The sequence below is a fragment of the Dictyobacter aurantiacus genome, assembly GCF_003967515.1.
Lineage (GTDB): Bacteria > Chloroflexota > Ktedonobacteria > Ktedonobacterales > Ktedonobacteraceae > Dictyobacter > Dictyobacter aurantiacus.
Map to the genome: position 1 here is coordinate 1,911,826 of NZ_BIFQ01000001.1, position 15,029 is coordinate 1,926,854.

The following is a 15,029-nucleotide window of genomic DNA, read 5'->3' on the forward strand; positions in this document are numbered from 1 at the left end:
TCAACGAGGAGGTAAACATGTTCTGCTCAGGGCAGCTAAAAGGGGTGCTCATCGCGTTCATCGTCATCATCGGTGTCGGAGCTCTGTACGATTGGGGTGCCTGGCGCAGTGAGAGCGGCATTCGCCATGGCATACAGGACAGCGATCTGACCATGAGCACGGTCCAGGGCTGTCTGGAGTGGCTGTGGTGGCAGTGGCTGGCCAATCTGCTTGCAGAGATGTTCGAGCTTCGGATAGGAGGAGAGCTGCAGATAACTCATGGCGCGCGTCATCAGATCTTCTCCGATGATGGTGATGTCATCCAGTTGATGACGCTGAACGGCCTCCCTCAGTTTGCATTCATCGAACTCCAGATTGTAGGAGAGGAGGTACGTCCCTCGAATGGCCTGCCGTAACTGGGCCAGCGCATCGGTGATCGGAATACCAGCTACCTGAAGTTCTCCCTGCTCGATGCCGGTGATGGTGGCGATCTGGCGAGATATCGGCCGCGATGGCGTCACCAGGCGATCAAGAAGTATGTTCCCTCGAATACTCATCACCACCAGGCGGATAATTTCAGCATCCTCATATAACCCCGTGGTATCCACTTCCAGAAAAACCAGGTTCGGCAGGGATTGAATGGCTTGCGCCCACTGGATACATTTCAGCGGTGGCAGTTGCGGGAGTGTGCGCAGCTGTCGTTGAGCATCACGAACAGCCTCTTCCAGCTGGCGAAGTTGCTGCATAATCATGCCACGCCGCTGGAGCCGCGCCTGTAGATCGTCCATCTGACGGACCGGCCCCAATCCTCGCTCCTGGTTGAGTAGCGAGATCAAAGACGACGGAATAAAAGAAGATGTTGTCATAAGCGTTACCTCATTTCACGACAAAAGCCCTTCTCAATTCCTTGAGAAGGGCTGCTCTATCTATTTCAGGACAAACATCAGGTGCGTGATCGTTAAGATGGCACCAGAAATGCAGATGATCAGAAACGCTTCATAGCTCTGTGTCTGGTGGCCAAGCACGAAGCCAAAGAGAAACCAGAGGTCTAACAGCACGGTCAACCAGCGAGCCCGGTGCCTCTTTGGCTCCGGACGATAGTCACGATTACGCATATCCGCTCCTTTTACGCTGATACCGGCTCTGTGCTGGATACAGAAGTTTTCTCTGCATATACACGCTCATACAAATGGATCATGGCTTCATCGAGCGCCGGAGCGTCTTCGCAATACCAGGTTCCATTTGTATCAATGACCACCGCATGTGCCTTGAAGAGGGTCCCATACAGAACGGGAAGGTTTCCCGTCAGCTGCTCAATCTCCTGCGCATACCAGGCATTGCGCTCAGGATAGACTTCACAGCGGGCCGCCTTCTTCTCCCAGGCAAGAAACATATCCACTTCTTCCTGTTTACGATGACAAAACGTGACGGCATCGGCATATGTTGGGAACGACACCACGTCGGTGGTGTGGCGAGGACCAACCGCAGGGGGAATACTATATCTGCCTTCAAATGACCAGGAGTAGGCGGAGAGACTCTCTATGTGTCGACCGTCTTCACTCATGAAGAAACTCAGTGGGTAGAACCGCCGCTCGATCTCAGCGATCGTCATATGATAGTCAGGGGGCAAGACTTCACGGTGTTTATGCATGATAGACCCTTTCTTTCTTCACAACTAGGCAATGGACTGCTCTGCTCGCGCGTGATCACCTACCCAGGCAATACCCCAATGGGATGCCAGTTCTTGCGCGACCAGGTTGAAGGTAAAATGACTGGACCCACAGAAGACCCACCAGCGAGACTGGTGCGCAGGGAAGCGGGTCCCAGGTTCTGGATGATCTTTCCCCGCCAGGAAGATGACCTCGGTGCCCTGGGCATCGCGATAATGATATTGCGCAGGCAAATCGGGCAGGTTGTAGGAGTGTTGAGAGTTCAATTGGAAATGAAGGGAGAAGCCACGTGGCTCCAGTATGTATGCTACCTCTTGCGGATCAGGGCAGGTCTGACAGAAGCCCTCACAGGGACGCGTTTGTGTCATACGCATGTACCTCGCTACGAGAAACCCCACAAAGCTGCTTTGCAAGGCCCCTCGCTGGATATGTTCGGTTTCGACTAGTCAATCTGTCTGTGCTTGCTGGGCTTTTTCATCGCCACGATGCAGACCAACGCGATCAGGATGATAAAGGGAAACCAGCACAGCAGAATAGAACCTTGAAGAAAGGCCACCAGGGCCAACCACCAGGCGGGCACCTGTTGAACAATGTGAATGGACGAAGACATAGAAACCTCCTTGAAAACAGATTCAGGATAGAGGGGACAACTCATCAGGGAAGAAATGGCGCTGCGGGTGATAGCACGGGAAATGCACCGCATAGCGGTTGCGAGCGCGGTGGACATCAAGGGGAATAGTCGGATCAATGATGCCCGGCCCCTGGGGTGTCAGCACGGATTGCCCCAACTGGAAATCATGCAACCGCGCACCCAACTGGACCTTCACCAGATCGTAAATCACTTTGCGATGACAGCGCTCATACTGCTGACAGCCACACAATAAGATCAGCGTCAAACCGCGCTCCAGTTGACGCACGAGCCAGGCAATACCTTGCTGCTTATGCGCCAACTGGATTGACTTCTTCGGATCAGCATGATTGACATTGCCTAACCAGTCACCTCGCCAGACGTAGCGCTGGCCCCAGTCCACTTCTAAAGACTGGCGTTGCCAGGTCGAGGACCAAGAACAATACGGCACCAGACGCGTATCGATGATCACGGCGTACGGATTGACGCGCATGGCCCACTGCAGCTCGTGCAAGGTTCGTGTATCGGCATACCCAAAGGTCGCCAGCGATCCCATCATCTGGCGACCTCGCACGCATGTGACAGGCGCTGGGCACGTTTGAGAGCTAGTTGTGCTTGAATGCGATGCGCGTGATATGGGCACATCGTAGAAGACCAGCGGGGCGGATAGTGCTTCATCACATGGCAGGATTGCCAACACCAGGGGCAATGCACCATACGCCGGATCGCTGGCCAAGCATACCAGACCAGTAAGGCACTTTGCCCGCACATCACCAGCAGGAAGAGGATTGCCCAGAGAGAGACCATGATCATCGTGGCCACCTCCTCAGCTGATGCGTTCGGATGAGAAAGCAGAAGAGGCGCACGGAAAACAGGAATGCATGGAGAGAACAAAGGACTGGTTGGTTATGATCACCTATGGGATGGCACATGAAGCAAACCCGGTCAACTTGCTGCGTGCGTAACGGTGTATATTGCATGGCTACACCTGCCCTGCTCGCCAGCGGGCGACATCATCACATACGGACTGAATGTAGGCGCGCTCGTTGTTGTTATCTGCCGTTGGTGCATACTTGGGGATGATCTTTGTGACCGTATCCAGCCCCTGATCAATGTAGACATGCTGCATCAGGTTGAACCAATCTTCGGCCCCTAGTATCCAGGTGTCATAGGAGCGATAGCCACCGCTCGGATCGCACGTCCACCCGGCGGTACAGCGGATATTGCCCAGGCTGTGCGTCGTTGCCGCCACGCCGCGTAGCCCAAATGAGCTTTCATGGTGGAAGAACGCCAGGGCATAGACGGGATCAATCCCGGTTTCTTGCCCCAGCTGGTACAACGCGTCACCGAGCCCCTTCGCCGGTGAGTTGGCGCGGGCTAACACGGTATTCATGAAGGCAGCTGACACGCTGGGCCGCCCAAGAATACGATCCGAGAGAGACGACGTTTGTACGCGAACGGGGGCCGTTTTCACCGCCTGCGTGGGATGCATCGGGGCAAGCACAACGTAACCGATAGCGGCCACGATAATCAAAAGGAGAAAGCCTGAAGATCGAGAGGACATGTGTGAACCTCCATATTCACAAAATGCCCACCGCTTATGCTATACTGGATAGAAGCGGTGGGCTTAAAAAGATCTCACAAACGCGGTTGCTCTGACTGGTGAGAAGGTGTAGAGAACCGCGCTTTATTTTGCCTGAACGAAGGCATGCCACAGAGACGTGGACGAGAACCAGTTGAGTATGGCGTGACTCATTGTGGAGAAACAGAGCACAATCACAACAATTAGCGCAATCCCAATGACCACCACCAGGCGGCTAACAGGGTCTTTCGTATTGCCGATGGTCCCAAAGACGAACAAGATTACCAGAATACTGACGATCCCAAGAGTGAGCATCAATGGCATACCATCCATCCTTTCCGCAGCGCACAGCTGCACAAACTGTTTTTGACGACACAGCAGGGTTATTTCTTTCGTTCTACCCAAAGTCTGAAGGCAAGAAAACCAAACACAATCAGCATGGATGCAACCGTCACAATAGTTTCATTGAGTTGCATATGAACCGCTCCTTTCTCATAAGGAAAACAAAAAAGGCTTGACATGGTGTCGGTCAAGCGCTCTGTACAACATTATTAACTGGCCCAGGGTCTCCCCTGCTTACTCTTGAGATACAACTCACGTCGTCGATCATACCGCTGTTTTGTCCGTGGGTTCATTTTCGCAAGCTCCTCGAATGCGCTTTCAAAGTTGAGAATGTACTTACTCAGTAAGAGATTCGCTTCTTCATGGTTGCGCCGGAGGGCATGCTCACGATGGAGCGTTGGAGCGTCAAGAGGGGCCACCTTCATCACTTGCTCAAGTGAGATGACCGTCACAGGAACCACCGCATTATGTCGCTGGACAATGAGCATGTCGATACGCTTCTGACCGACGTTTAAACGATATTCGTAGTAGTCAAAACTAGTGACCAGGACAATTGCTCGATAGACTTTATGCTCAATCAGGTCACGCACAATATAGCGATAATTGGAAAGGCGGCGCTCCACGACCACGCCGAGCCGTATTAACTCTTGCTCAAATTGTCGCGCCACCCGGTCTCGCTGGGATCGTATCTGTCGTGCTGTTGGAGCGCCTTCCATGTCTCCTCCTTCCGGAAACAGTTACCGACGGCTATCACGCCGATAACTGTTTCCATAGTCCTGGCTCTGATCATCATTGAGCGACTTCTCAGCATCTTTGATGATTTTCCCGGTGACCAAATCAATCAGCCGGTTGGCCAGGTCTTGTTTCTTCTGATAATCCTGCTCTTTCTGAAGATCGCTCTTTGTCTTGATGGCCGCGTTAATCGTGTCCAGTTCATTCTGGATACGGACGCGATTCATGGTGATCTTCGCATCATTCTTCTTTTTCAGCACCGCCAGATGCTCATCAAGATTTTTCTTGCGCAGGATTGGGAGCGCAATAGCCGCGGCGATTTCCGCCAGTGGAAGCGCAAAGGTACGCACAATAGCACCGATCAGCACAGGCGTCTTGGTCAAATCAGCATTGGCAAAGAGGATCCATTGTGCAGCGGCACTGCCCAGGGCAACAATGATAAACAGCAAGCCAATGACAACAGCACCACCAAGAGCTTTGCGCACACCAGACATCACCCGACTAATGAGCCGTGATGTGGCTAGCATCAAGATCACGGGAATCGATTCAAACAGTACGCAGAGGAAAATCACTGGGGCAGCGGCCCAGGTAAAACCACCAGCAAAATCAGCGCCAACAGCAGCACCAATGATGAGCGCCGCAATAGCAGGCACGGCATAAAAGAAAGCAATGAAGAAGTTGCGCACGGCACTTCCAGCCGGATGTTCTGCGTCATCCTCAAAACTATCGATCACTTCCTGATCATCGCCTGTCGCTCGACTCAATACGTTGACCAGTTCGCCAACGCTCATTTCTGCATTGATAGCAAGCTGCTCTATTTCAGATGGTTTCTCCTCATCCTCATCGTGAGCGTTCGCGTTGCGCTTACTTTTCCGGCGGCGCTCTGCCAGGTCAATCAGTTTGTGTTCATCTTCTTCACTCATAGTGAAAAGATTGCTCAAAAAAGCACCGATCCGGCTTTTTCGCTTCGGCTCTGGAGCACTTTGGTCAAGAGGTTGCGTCTGCGGATCAGGTGCATTCTGTTGATCGTTTTGATCGTTGTCACCTGGTGACGATCCAGTTTGTGTCGTCGTGTCCATTCATTCAACTCACTTTCACAAAACTATAAAAAAGTTGGCAAGAAAAACAAAAAAAGAAGGGAAAAGGTGAGCTTAAGGCGCTCTGTTGTGACTATGTAGCGACATTTTTTCGCATTCCCACGACAAAAAACAATGTCGCCACAAAGTCAGAACACCCATGAATTAAGCCTCGCCACCAGAGTCTTTCTGGGTCTTGCGCTCCTTCTTCAAGCGCTTCTCCTCTTTGCGCAAGAACGCAAGATTTTCACGCTTGAAACGCTTCTTAACGCGATCAATTTCAGGGTCAACGATCGCCATCAAGCGGGTGTACTGCTGGAGGAGGTAGATGCGACCATCTTCACGGGCTTTGTGGGCGTAGTCTTCCAGGTCTTTGCTCAACTTCTCCAGGTCTTCCAGGTCTTCCTCGCGTACGAATGTCGCCAGTTGGGCGGCATTTTTCACGGACAATTCATCAGCCATAGTAGAAAGGGTCTCCTTTGTTGAAGATGACAAACCAAAGCGCAGATGCTAAGGCTCACTGCTGCCAACTCCAGAGATGAAATTGGCAGGATCAACCTTCGCAGGTCGCAATTGAGAAATACCGAAGAGGGGTGGAGTGACGTTCCGTCTCGTCGCTTTACTGCATCCTTTATAATGCATCTTCTGCAATTCACCATCTGTCACCTGGCTTCATGCATATCCCTGTTACTCATCGCATGTCCATCGACCGAGCCACTGCTCGACTAGCTGCATGGTTTCTGCCACGTACCACCAGAAAAACACACCTCCTTTCCTATCTGATAGCTGTTTGACCCTTCCCATACATTCAAGGCAACTCTTCAAGAGAAACTACTCAAAGAGCGGACCAGGGCACCCCTAGCTTTATGCAGTTGTTCATGTGCTATTAATCAGTCCAAAATTGTGATAGACTTCATTCAACTGGTATATTGTGGTCTATACCAAATTTGGTCTATACCAATATATACCACGTAAACCAGAACATTGTCAATACCGGTCTATACCAAAAATTATTTTTAATGTTAAAGTGAGGCCATCATGGAACTAGGAAAAGCAGAAGACATTGCTCAAAGCCTGAGGCAAAAGATCATGAGTGAAGAGATTCAGAGTGGCACCAGGCTTAATTCTGAACGTGACATTGCAGAAGAGTATCATACTAGTCGTATGACGGTTAGACGGGCGTTAGAAATATTGGAGGGTGAAGGGCTTATTACCCGGCACCCGTCGAGAGGATCCTTCGTAGGAGGAACAAGAGAACGCATACTAGTAGATAAAGGAAGAGAAATCAGTAATGCGGTTACTGCTAGTGAATTGCGCCTGTCTGGCTCCTTCATTAAGGATATGGAACGATTAGGAAGAAAACCTCAAGTACAATTTCTTGAGCAACCATCGTTGGTAGCAGCTGATACCCAGATAGCAGAACAATTAAAAATAAAAGAAGGTGATCTGGTGTTCAAACGATACAGATTACAAATAGCAGATAATCTTCCCTATCGTTTAATAGAGAGCTACTATCCATCCGATCTATTTGGTGAATTGCTCACCATTAACATTGGTGATAAACCCCTATTTCAATGGCTACAAGAGCGTCATAAAATAAAAGTGACGCATGCAAAAGAAAATCTGATCGCACGCCTGGCTACGCCAAGTGAACGTCAGCTATTAAAAATTTCACCATCAGCACCGATAGTTGCAGTTGATAGAACGGTTCAGACAAATGTGAATAGACCAGTTGAGTTTGCTCACATCATTGCAGTCGCTGCTCTGTACATATTCACGTATGATTACGACATCACTGAATGGAACGGGGAGAAAAAAGCATGAAAGAAGACAGCAACTTACTTACAAAAATGCTCAGTGAGCAGCTACGTATAGGTACAGGTATAGATTTTCACAGCCTGCATAGCAATTGCCCTCTTGTCCTGGGTGGAGTGACAATCCCATTTGATAAAGGCTTTAACGTCAAACGCAGTGATGGTGATCCGGTTTCTCATGCGATAGTTGATGCGCTCTTAGCAGCGTTGGGAGAGGGAGATATAGCAGATTGGTTTGATGATGCAGATAGTATAACGGATGCCAGGTCAATAACCTACCTGGGTGAAATCCGAGAGAAACTTTTGGAGCCATTAAATGTCTCACTCATCAACTTGCATGTGGTTATCCTCGCAGAGGAACCAAAACTAAAACCATACTATCCCCAAATGAAAGAGAACATTGCCCAACAATTACAAATTGATCTAGACCGTATCAGCATTCAAGGTAAGACATTCGAGGGCAAAGGAGTGATAGGATCACAGCAAGGAATAGAAACTCAAGTTAATGTTGCACTCTTAAAACAGTCTTCTAAATAACTTGTATCTTATCATGAGGGATCATGCAATGGATATTAAAGAGCTTCTTATCTGGGCATCACAGCAAGCAGAAATTTATGTATCACCCTTAGGAAATCGCTGGCTTCATGTTCAAAGTGTGGTCGAAAAGGCGCGTGAAATTGGCAGTGTGTTCAATGAGGAAGATCGCTGCTACCTTATTGCTGCAGCTTACCTCCATGACATCGCTTATGCGCCGGACCTTCAACGTACAGGATTTCACCCTATCGATGGTGCCTACTATTTGCGTCAGCAGGAACAGGAGCGCCTGGCCTCACTTGTTGCTTACCATTCAGAAGCTAGATTTGAAGCTGAATTGAGAGGTCTATCTCAGGAGTTGCACCAGTTTGAACCTGAACATTCACCAGTGGCTGACGCACTAATTTACTGCGATATGATGACAAATAGTAAAGGGGACAGGGTTTCTTTTTCGGAGCGCCTTGCTGACATTTATAGACGCTACGACAAAAACCATATTGTCTCTAAAGCTATTCACCAGGCCGAACCTTTCCTTGCAGAAGCTGTTCGACGCACTGAGCAACGATTAACTATACATAAGTAAAAGCACCTGGCACTTTGTAACCAGGTGCCTTTATTGTGCTCTATAAAATAGAGAAAACTATTTAAGCTCCTGCTCAACTGGAATAGAATGAACAATAGCTTCTCTACAGGTCACTTCCTTAGCCAAACAGCTCAGGCTGCTCAGCTATGCGCCTTTGAACTCTTGATGCCTGCTTAAACGTCCCGAATTGTGGAGGCATTTTCAGCTGAGCGCGACCATGTAGGAGATCATCAATAGGCAATATTTGAATGCGCGGATAATCCTGTCCCCAGCCAACAGAATGATAAAAACCAGCGCTCACACTTTCCGTGGTCATATCACGGGAAGGAGGTTCTAGCGTTATAAATACACCGATAGCAGCCTGTTCTCTCTGTACAGTTCCCCGTAGATCACGAATATCACCAGATTTCACATGACCAGACTTAACCTGGACCAGTACACGCTTGGCTTTACCAGTAGCATCATCAATAAAGGCGATTACACCATCAATACCTCTATCTTTGCCCTTCTTGCCTTCTTTACTTCCTTCCTGGCCACCAAGAGGCTTAGCACGAATGAGCGAAAGTGCCCACCATTGGAACTGATAGCGATCTTCTTGAGCAAGTTGACGAGCTGACCCTAAATCACTTGGCTCACCTCGAACCTTAAACTGAATACCTGGAAACATATCCTCTAGACGATATTTTTGGAGCGCGATACTAAGATGGGTTATATCAATACCAATCCATTTGCGGTTTAATTTTTGTGCAGCTGCAACAGCAGTACCACAACCACAAAAAGGGTCAAGCACAACATCACCGGGATTGCTACTGACCGATATAATGCGCTCTAATAAAGCAAGAGGCTTCTGAGTAGGATACCCTAAACGTTCACCTGCGGTTGGGCTAATTCCTATATCTAACCAAATATCCTGTAGCGCAGGGCCACCTGCTTCATCTAAGTATATTTTGTAGCCATCCTTGCGAGGTCTACCATCTTTCTGCAAAAGAATTCTCCCATCACTGTACAGCCTTTCTAATTCATCAGTCGAAAAGCGCCATTGACGATTTGCACCAGGATGAGTTCCCCGCCATTCAATAGTACGCGTTGGAGAAAAATGAGGAGCTGTTAGGTTCTCGGCACGAAAAGGGCCATGTTCATCCTTATATTTATACCTGCTAAGTTGCTCTTCAGAATAAAGGCCTGGAACATGGTTAAATACTTTGGTAGATGATTTAGAATAAAACAACAATCTATCCTGTATTCTGCCATAACGCTTTGGATCATTATGGGCTGTGGTTCGTTTCCATGTAATTTCATTGAGAAAACGTTCAGGCCCAAAGATAGTATCGAGCATAATTTTCAAATAGTGACTAGATGTCGGGTCACAGTGCAAATATATGCTACCAGTTGGTTTAAGAACACGATGTAACTCTATTAGTCGCGTAGCCATCATCACAAGATAGGCCATCATCTGGCTACGACCAATAAAACCACACAAAGCTTCTATCATTTTAGATATATGATCGGGGGCCTGCATTCTTAAATCATTATATATTTGTTCTGTTATGGCATTCCAATGCCATGTATCTTCAAACGCAGTAATCTGTGCTTCACTATCCTTACCGCTCTCATCCCTAAACAATACATTGTAATTGCGATTAGAGTTAAAAGGAGGATCAAGATACACCAAATCAACACTATTATCCGCAATATATTGGCGTAAAATATCTAAGTTATCCCCATAAAACAGTGTATTCTCATTAATAGCCTCTGATGACATTCCGGCCTCCCTCCGTATATTTCTGGCATCATATAACCGCCTATCATTAATGTCAATAAAAGCTCGCTCAACATTTATTTGCTTTTAATGATAAAGACCACCTGAAGAATGAAATTATTGAAAATATATGATAAATTAAGTTTTGTATTGTCTATTTGTATTTGAGAAACAAGAGGTAGTAAAGTGCCACAAAAAAAGCAGCAAACTCAAGCTAAAACTGTTATGGCCCAAATTCTGCTTTTCCAGCCAACAATAGAAGCCTCTGATGAAAAAGTACAAAATTTTCTTGACAGCGTTCAAAAACTGCCCAAGGGTATTCGTCACCTACTGTCAGCATCAGCAGGGGAAAATCAAAGCCTTAAACACAAAGGGTTTACACATGGAGTAATCTTACTTTTCGAAGACGCAACCTCTCTCCACGAAGCTATGCAGCAGCCAGCCTATCTCAAACTAAGTCATACTCTACAGGGTATCAGTGATCATACAATCATGTTCGAACAATCAGTAGTTATAGATGTACCAGTGATTGAAATACCATCACCACAACAAAAACAGGCTACTAATCAGAAGAGTAAAAACGCAGCGCCTGGCCAACGCAAAAGAAATGCAACTATCGCTCCTCCCTCTCCTGAGTTATCAGAGTGGCAACAACTGGCTAGAGCCATAAGGCAAAAGAGAGTCACTCATATAGATCAGCGCCTTGTAAGAATTGTCTGTGACCAGCTGAGTGTGGATGAACAAGAGGTCATACCCAGCGCTTCATTGGTGGAAGATTTAAATGCTGACTCTCTGGACCTGGTTGAACTTTTTATGACCTTTGAAGAGGTATTCAAACTGGAAATACCTGATGACCATCTGGAGCTTTTAATGGAGATCGGAGCGATACAGGCTTACTTAGAGTTGCAAGGGGTGTTAGGTGAGGAAAATAAAATGTAGCAATTCTGTAGCAACATCAGCAAAGGTCTTCACTAAACCAAAAATGTTAGAGCACAAAAAGCGCCAATTGCAAGCTTGAAAAATACACAAGAACATAACCAAAAACAGATGGTCATGGGTTCAAATCCTCTCACCCCGACTAAACGAAAAGGCCGTAAGCATTAACTAAAAGTGCTTGCGGCCTTACTTTATGCCACCTGCCTAAAAACACAACTTCTCAAAAACCATGTGTGGGGGCAAAATAGATTCCCAGCAGTGTGTAACAAGGGTCTGTAACGACTATTGCGCTAAAATCGGGTATTACTTATTCACGGATTTGCTTCCAACTTGCCAAAGAAAATTTTTAGTTCTCCATTCTGGGTTCCTATTACATAGTATCCTGAGTACATCCTCGGCTTCGTACTAGAGGCTATCTCCTCTAGTGCTTCAACTTGAACAAGAACCTTTATTGTTCCATCTTCAAGAATAGTAGCGTTTCCACAAGTAGCAGTAACTTGCTGTGTTAAAGTATACCCTTTGGCGAATTCAGCAATGCTCGGTTTGGAAGGATAATCCCGCCAAAGATTATAAGCCTTCTCATAATTTTTACTGTTTATATCGCTGTAATATTGTCTAATTAAGGACTTTGCAAGCTGCTCTAGTGCTGGAGAAGGCTGATCGGTAGGCAGTTGATATGGAGGGATTTGCTGTTTTGGAACTGTACCTGTAGAAACTAAAACGGTGCTTGTAGAAGAAGAAGGTAGCTGGTGAGGACTCGTTACAACAAGAGGCGACAAGATATATGTGATAATAGCAACCAGGATAGTGCCAACAGCCGCGATGAGAGCAGTTTGTGTGGGTTTGGTATCAGAGCTACTCGGCTCTAGTGGCATTGGTACATCCACTTGAACATGTATCTTGTCCTTTTTCTCTTCTTGATCAGTTTTCTGTTTTTGATCAGTAGGTTTCTTTATCATTATCGACTCCCTTCGCCACAAATCCTGTTAACCACATTAGCTACAATCTTTCCTATTTGAACATCTTTAACATAAGTCACTGACCTTACAGAAAAAGCACATTTAGATACGGGAATATCACAATCTCAGAACAACAAAGGTGGAAAGCACATTTAGATACGGGAATATCACAATCTCAGAACAACAAAGGTGGAAAGCACATTTAGATACGGGAATATCACAATCTCAGAACAACAAAGGTGGAAAGCACATTTAGATACTTTCCACCTTCTAAAAAAGTGACTAAATCAAAGCTAAAGTTGAGAAAACATATCCCATTCCTGTTCCTTGTTCCCCTCGCCTCCTTCAACCTTTCTATTATCTAGGACGGACACATCATCCCGTGTATCTACATTCGCATGCCGCTCCAATACCGCACGGTACTCCACTGAATACGCCAGATGAGCACCAACATGGCCTCGAAATCGACCCTTTGACCCACATCGCAAGGCTTGCATAAATGTTGTCAGCGCCCTAGTCGCCTCTTCAACCGTCTGCCCTGCTTCCGTCAGCGTCAGAAACAAAACAGGCTCAGACGCCTTGACCAACTGTCGCCATAGGTTCACTTTCCGAGGGGCGCAGTTCTGCCTTAATTGCTATCGCTTGCCTCATAGGCACCTCCTCCAAATGTGTAACATTCGTGCTATAATTGCATTAAACTCTACCAGGAGAAAGTTTTATGCTTATTCCATGGCGCGAAGCACTCAAAAGACCCAACAAACTTGGCATTAGTTTTATGAGCATTGCCGCGTTTATTTTCCTCACATCGTGGGCTGTTTTTCCGCTCAATGAGCATTCGGACCTTTTCCCCACATTCTCTACCGTCGTAATGACATATCTGGCCCTCATGGCAACTTGTTTAGTTCTTTGGTTTTTAGGAATGCTTATCTGGGCTATAAGCGCCCGTCGAAAATGGCTCATGGGCCAGTGACTTTTTACTTGTGTGATATATGCTTATAAGGGTCGAGGGAATAGATGCATCAAAAAAAGAGTCTATTCCTTTTGAAATTTATGAGACACGAGGAAAGATTTATCGCGATTTAGGCAAGCCTACAGAGGCCATCCCTTATCTCGAACTGGCAGAGCAAGCCCTGGTTAGTGCGAACTCTGTCACACCTCGCTGGCCTGCTCTTTTAGAAATCAGCAGGGCGCAAACATTTTGTGACGCCGGTGATATGAAGAAGGGGACGGAGCTGGCACGTAAAGGTTTCATACTCGCGTATCAATGCCATTCACGACGCCAGATGAATTGGGTACGAAAATTTTTAAGAAAATTAGAAAGTGGTCCAGCCCGAAATCACCCAGGGGTGCCAGAGCTAAAGCATCTTGTTTATGAGACGTATATGAATATGGATAATGCAGCGATATAGGTGAAAGGAAACCATCACTATGTCTGATCAAGCACAGGGCGTTTTAGTTACGGTTGATGTTGTTATTCCACGCCTGTCGCCCTCTCATTCCGGATGGGAAGTGGTGCTGATCCAACGCAAGAAAGAGCCATATAAGGGATCGTGGGCGCTTCCTGGCGGCCACCTGGATATCGATGATCCATTACTAGAGGTTGCTGCACAACGCGAGGTCAAGGAAGAAACGGGCCTGGATATCCCCTTGCATATGTTTCAACAAGTGCAAACCCTCCAAGACTTTGAAGACCCACGAGGCAAGTATGTTTGCCTACTCTACGTTTTGTCACAGCCACTAAGCCCGGAGGCCACTATCGAAGCTGGCGACGATGCTTCCCATGTGCAGTGGTACTCTATTGAGAATCTACAAGAGCTTCCAGAGCTAGCATTCAATCATATCAAACTACTTCGTATGGCCTTGAGCCAGTTTTTTACTTCGTATTACCATGAGGCTTTAAAGTTAGAGAAAATAAACGCCTCTCAATGTGAAGTAAAAAATGCTTCCGGTACGCGTTGCCCAAATACAGCATACTGGCAATATAACAGTCTCGCTGTTTGCCCAGTCCATATCCAATCGATTACAGGTAAAAGAAAAGACCAGGCAGCCAACTATCAATCAGAAGAACGCTCAATGGCTTAATCTTAATGATTGCTTGCTTCTAGATAAGGATCTCTATACAATTAAATGTCAAGCCAATAAGCCATAGACTCCTTCGAGCTAGACTTGAGCCGCCGCAAACCCTAGCTACTTGTTTTAGGCTTTCAGGCATGCCTTAGGAACAAAGCTGGAAAACCCGTAACCAGGTAATAAAAATCAGAGGTAGCATTGACAAAACTAGATCATGCTTATCTCTGATTTTCTTTTAAAGAAATTTGCCGATATCGTCCACTCTAACAAGATTGAATAAAACCATGTAGGGGAGAGGTCACAATTGTGCAAAGCTCTGATCAAATATTTTACAGATTCATCCCTTTGCTGTGCTGCCAGATAAT

21 protein-coding genes are annotated in these 15,029 nt (G+C 46.9%); 7 read left to right on the top strand and 14 right to left on the bottom strand.

Annotation, left to right across the window (positions count from 1 at the left end; genetic code table 11):
- Positions 1-35 precede the first annotated feature (35 nt).
- From KTT_RS07620 to KTT_RS07670, 12 genes are all read right to left on the bottom strand, one after another.
- The gene (locus KTT_RS07620; RefSeq protein WP_126595406.1) at positions 36-845 is read right to left on the bottom strand and encodes a 3'-5' exonuclease; all 810 of its coding nucleotides are present in this window, start codon (positions 843-845) and stop codon (positions 36-38) included.
- Positions 846-905: 60 nt separating this feature from the next.
- The gene (locus KTT_RS07625; RefSeq protein WP_126595407.1) at positions 906-1,094 is read right to left on the bottom strand and encodes a hypothetical protein; all 189 of its coding nucleotides are present in this window, start codon (positions 1,092-1,094) and stop codon (positions 906-908) included.
- A gap of 11 nt (positions 1,095-1,105) precedes the next feature.
- Positions 1,106-1,630: a hypothetical protein gene (locus tag KTT_RS07630; protein WP_126595408.1), complete on the bottom strand. Its 525-nt coding sequence runs from the start codon at positions 1,628-1,630 to the stop codon at positions 1,106-1,108.
- A 24-nt stretch (positions 1,631-1,654) separates the two neighbouring features.
- Positions 1,655-2,017 (bottom strand): hypothetical protein, encoded by a 363-nt coding sequence (locus tag KTT_RS07635; RefSeq protein WP_126595409.1) that lies wholly within the window; start codon positions 2,015-2,017, stop codon positions 1,655-1,657.
- 74 nt (positions 2,018-2,091) lie between these two features.
- Positions 2,092-2,259 carry a hypothetical protein gene (locus KTT_RS36120; RefSeq protein WP_160145716.1) on the bottom strand — a complete coding sequence of 56 codons (168 nt, stop codon included), beginning with the start codon at positions 2,257-2,259 and terminating at the stop codon, positions 2,092-2,094.
- A 22-nt stretch (positions 2,260-2,281) separates the two neighbouring features.
- On the bottom strand, positions 2,282-2,836 hold the full coding sequence (locus KTT_RS07640) for a DUF488 family protein (RefSeq protein ID WP_126595410.1): 555 nt from the start codon (positions 2,834-2,836) through the stop codon (positions 2,282-2,284).
- Complete coding sequence (locus tag KTT_RS07645; RefSeq protein ID WP_126595411.1) at positions 2,833-3,090, bottom strand: hypothetical protein; 258 nt, start codon at positions 3,088-3,090, stop codon at positions 2,833-2,835. The genes KTT_RS07640 and KTT_RS07645 overlap by 4 nt, the downstream gene beginning before the upstream one ends.
- A 169-nt stretch (positions 3,091-3,259) precedes the next feature.
- A complete protein-coding gene (locus KTT_RS07650) occupies positions 3,260-3,841 on the bottom strand; it encodes a glucosaminidase domain-containing protein (protein ID WP_126595412.1) in 582 nt (193 codons plus the stop codon).
- Positions 3,842-3,964: 123 nt separating this feature from the next.
- Complete coding sequence (locus tag KTT_RS07655; RefSeq protein ID WP_126595413.1) at positions 3,965-4,183, bottom strand: hypothetical protein; 219 nt, start codon at positions 4,181-4,183, stop codon at positions 3,965-3,967.
- Between the two features lie 227 nt (positions 4,184-4,410).
- Complete coding sequence (locus KTT_RS07660; protein ID WP_126595414.1) at positions 4,411-4,917, bottom strand: hypothetical protein; 507 nt, start codon at positions 4,915-4,917, stop codon at positions 4,411-4,413.
- Between the two features lie 21 nt (positions 4,918-4,938).
- Entirely contained in the window at positions 4,939-6,012 is a 1,074-nt protein-coding gene (locus tag KTT_RS07665; RefSeq protein ID WP_126595415.1) for a hypothetical protein, read from the bottom strand.
- 162 nt (positions 6,013-6,174) lie between these two features.
- On the bottom strand, positions 6,175-6,471 hold the full coding sequence (locus KTT_RS07670) for a hypothetical protein (protein WP_126595416.1): 297 nt from the start codon (positions 6,469-6,471) through the stop codon (positions 6,175-6,177).
- A gap of 576 nt (positions 6,472-7,047) precedes the next feature.
- On the opposite strand from KTT_RS07670, the gene KTT_RS07675 reads away from it, so the two are divergent.
- The 3 genes from KTT_RS07675 to KTT_RS07685 are packed head-to-tail and all read left to right on the top strand — an operon-like array spanning position 7,048 to position 8,940.
- Entirely contained in the window at positions 7,048-7,833 is a 786-nt protein-coding gene (locus KTT_RS07675) for a GntR family transcriptional regulator (RefSeq protein WP_126595417.1), read from the top strand.
- Complete coding sequence (gene ispF / locus KTT_RS07680; protein WP_160145717.1) at positions 7,830-8,360, top strand: 2-C-methyl-D-erythritol 2,4-cyclodiphosphate synthase; 531 nt, start codon at positions 7,830-7,832, stop codon at positions 8,358-8,360. Before KTT_RS07675 ends, ispF begins: the two co-directional genes overlap by 4 nt.
- Positions 8,361-8,388: 28 nt before the next feature.
- On the top strand, positions 8,389-8,940 hold the full coding sequence (locus KTT_RS07685; RefSeq protein ID WP_126595419.1) for an HD domain-containing protein: 552 nt from the start codon (positions 8,389-8,391) through the stop codon (positions 8,938-8,940).
- 118 nt (positions 8,941-9,058) lie between these two features.
- On the opposite strand, the gene KTT_RS07690 is transcribed toward KTT_RS07685, so the two are convergent.
- The gene (locus KTT_RS07690) at positions 9,059-10,702 is read right to left on the bottom strand and encodes a DNA methyltransferase (RefSeq protein ID WP_126595420.1); all 1,644 of its coding nucleotides are present in this window, start codon (positions 10,700-10,702) and stop codon (positions 9,059-9,061) included.
- Between the two features lie 183 nt (positions 10,703-10,885).
- Here KTT_RS07690 and KTT_RS37510 point away from each other — a divergent pair, with 183 nt between their 5' ends.
- The gene (locus KTT_RS37510) at positions 10,886-11,638 is read left to right on the top strand and encodes an acyl carrier protein (RefSeq protein WP_126595421.1); all 753 of its coding nucleotides are present in this window, start codon (positions 10,886-10,888) and stop codon (positions 11,636-11,638) included.
- 308 nt (positions 11,639-11,946) lie between these two features.
- On the opposite strand, the gene KTT_RS07700 is transcribed toward KTT_RS37510, so the two are convergent.
- Positions 11,947-12,594, bottom strand: a complete 648-nt coding sequence (locus tag KTT_RS07700) for a hypothetical protein (RefSeq protein WP_126595422.1) — start codon at positions 12,592-12,594, stop codon at positions 11,947-11,949.
- Positions 12,595-13,312: 718 nt separating this feature from the next.
- On the opposite strand from KTT_RS07700, the gene KTT_RS07705 reads away from it, so the two are divergent.
- Genes KTT_RS07705 through KTT_RS07715 form a run of 3 tightly spaced genes read left to right on the top strand, consistent with a single transcriptional unit; the run spans position 13,313 to position 14,676 of the window.
- Positions 13,313-13,564 (top strand): hypothetical protein, encoded by a 252-nt coding sequence (locus tag KTT_RS07705; protein WP_126595423.1) that lies wholly within the window; start codon positions 13,313-13,315, stop codon positions 13,562-13,564.
- A 19-nt stretch (positions 13,565-13,583) separates the two neighbouring features.
- Positions 13,584-14,003 (top strand): hypothetical protein, encoded by a 420-nt coding sequence (locus tag KTT_RS07710; protein WP_126595424.1) that lies wholly within the window; start codon positions 13,584-13,586, stop codon positions 14,001-14,003.
- A 19-nt stretch (positions 14,004-14,022) separates the two neighbouring features.
- Positions 14,023-14,676 (top strand): NUDIX domain-containing protein, encoded by a 654-nt coding sequence (locus KTT_RS07715; protein WP_126595425.1) that lies wholly within the window; start codon positions 14,023-14,025, stop codon positions 14,674-14,676.
- Positions 14,677-15,029: the final 353 nt, after the last annotated feature.

Excerpts from the sequence above, each read along its gene's own strand:
- KTT_RS07690 (WP_126595420.1), bottom strand. The coding sequence starts at position 10,702 with ATGTCATCAGAGGCTATTAATGAGAATACACTGTTTTATGGGGATAAC.
- KTT_RS36120 (WP_160145716.1), bottom strand. The coding sequence starts at position 2,259 with ATGTCTTCGTCCATTCACATTGTTCAACAGGTGCCCGCCTGGTGGTTG.
- KTT_RS07670 (WP_126595416.1), bottom strand. The coding sequence starts at position 6,471 with ATGGCTGATGAATTGTCCGTGAAAAATGCCGCCCAACTGGCGACATTC.
- KTT_RS07665 (WP_126595415.1), bottom strand. The coding sequence starts at position 6,012 with ATGGACACGACGACACAAACTGGATCGTCACCAGGTGACAACGATCAA.
- KTT_RS07700 (WP_126595422.1), bottom strand. The coding sequence starts at position 12,594 with ATGATAAAGAAACCTACTGATCAAAAACAGAAAACTGATCAAGAAGAG.
- KTT_RS07635 (WP_126595409.1), bottom strand. The coding sequence starts at position 2,017 with ATGACACAAACGCGTCCCTGTGAGGGCTTCTGTCAGACCTGCCCTGAT.
- KTT_RS07625 (WP_126595407.1), bottom strand. The coding sequence starts at position 1,094 with ATGCGTAATCGTGACTATCGTCCGGAGCCAAAGAGGCACCGGGCTCGC.
- KTT_RS07620 (WP_126595406.1), bottom strand. The coding sequence starts at position 845 with ATGACAACATCTTCTTTTATTCCGTCGTCTTTGATCTCGCTACTCAAC.
- KTT_RS07685 (WP_126595419.1), top strand. The coding sequence starts at position 8,389 with ATGGATATTAAAGAGCTTCTTATCTGGGCATCACAGCAAGCAGAAATT.
- KTT_RS07675 (WP_126595417.1), top strand. The coding sequence starts at position 7,048 with ATGGAACTAGGAAAAGCAGAAGACATTGCTCAAAGCCTGAGGCAAAAG.
- KTT_RS07650 (WP_126595412.1), bottom strand. The coding sequence starts at position 3,841 with ATGTCCTCTCGATCTTCAGGCTTTCTCCTTTTGATTATCGTGGCCGCT.
- KTT_RS07710 (WP_126595424.1), top strand. The coding sequence starts at position 13,584 with ATGCTTATAAGGGTCGAGGGAATAGATGCATCAAAAAAAGAGTCTATT.
- KTT_RS07640 (WP_126595410.1), bottom strand. The coding sequence starts at position 2,836 with ATGATGGGATCGCTGGCGACCTTTGGGTATGCCGATACACGAACCTTG.
- KTT_RS07705 (WP_126595423.1), top strand. The coding sequence starts at position 13,313 with ATGCTTATTCCATGGCGCGAAGCACTCAAAAGACCCAACAAACTTGGC.
- ispF (WP_160145717.1), top strand. The coding sequence starts at position 7,830 with ATGAAAGAAGACAGCAACTTACTTACAAAAATGCTCAGTGAGCAGCTA.
- KTT_RS07645 (WP_126595411.1), bottom strand. The coding sequence starts at position 3,090 with ATGATCATGGTCTCTCTCTGGGCAATCCTCTTCCTGCTGGTGATGTGC.
- KTT_RS07715 (WP_126595425.1), top strand. The coding sequence starts at position 14,023 with ATGTCTGATCAAGCACAGGGCGTTTTAGTTACGGTTGATGTTGTTATT.
- KTT_RS07660 (WP_126595414.1), bottom strand. The coding sequence starts at position 4,917 with ATGGAAGGCGCTCCAACAGCACGACAGATACGATCCCAGCGAGACCGG.
- KTT_RS07655 (WP_126595413.1), bottom strand. The coding sequence starts at position 4,183 with ATGCCATTGATGCTCACTCTTGGGATCGTCAGTATTCTGGTAATCTTG.
- KTT_RS07630 (WP_126595408.1), bottom strand. The coding sequence starts at position 1,630 with ATGCATAAACACCGTGAAGTCTTGCCCCCTGACTATCATATGACGATC.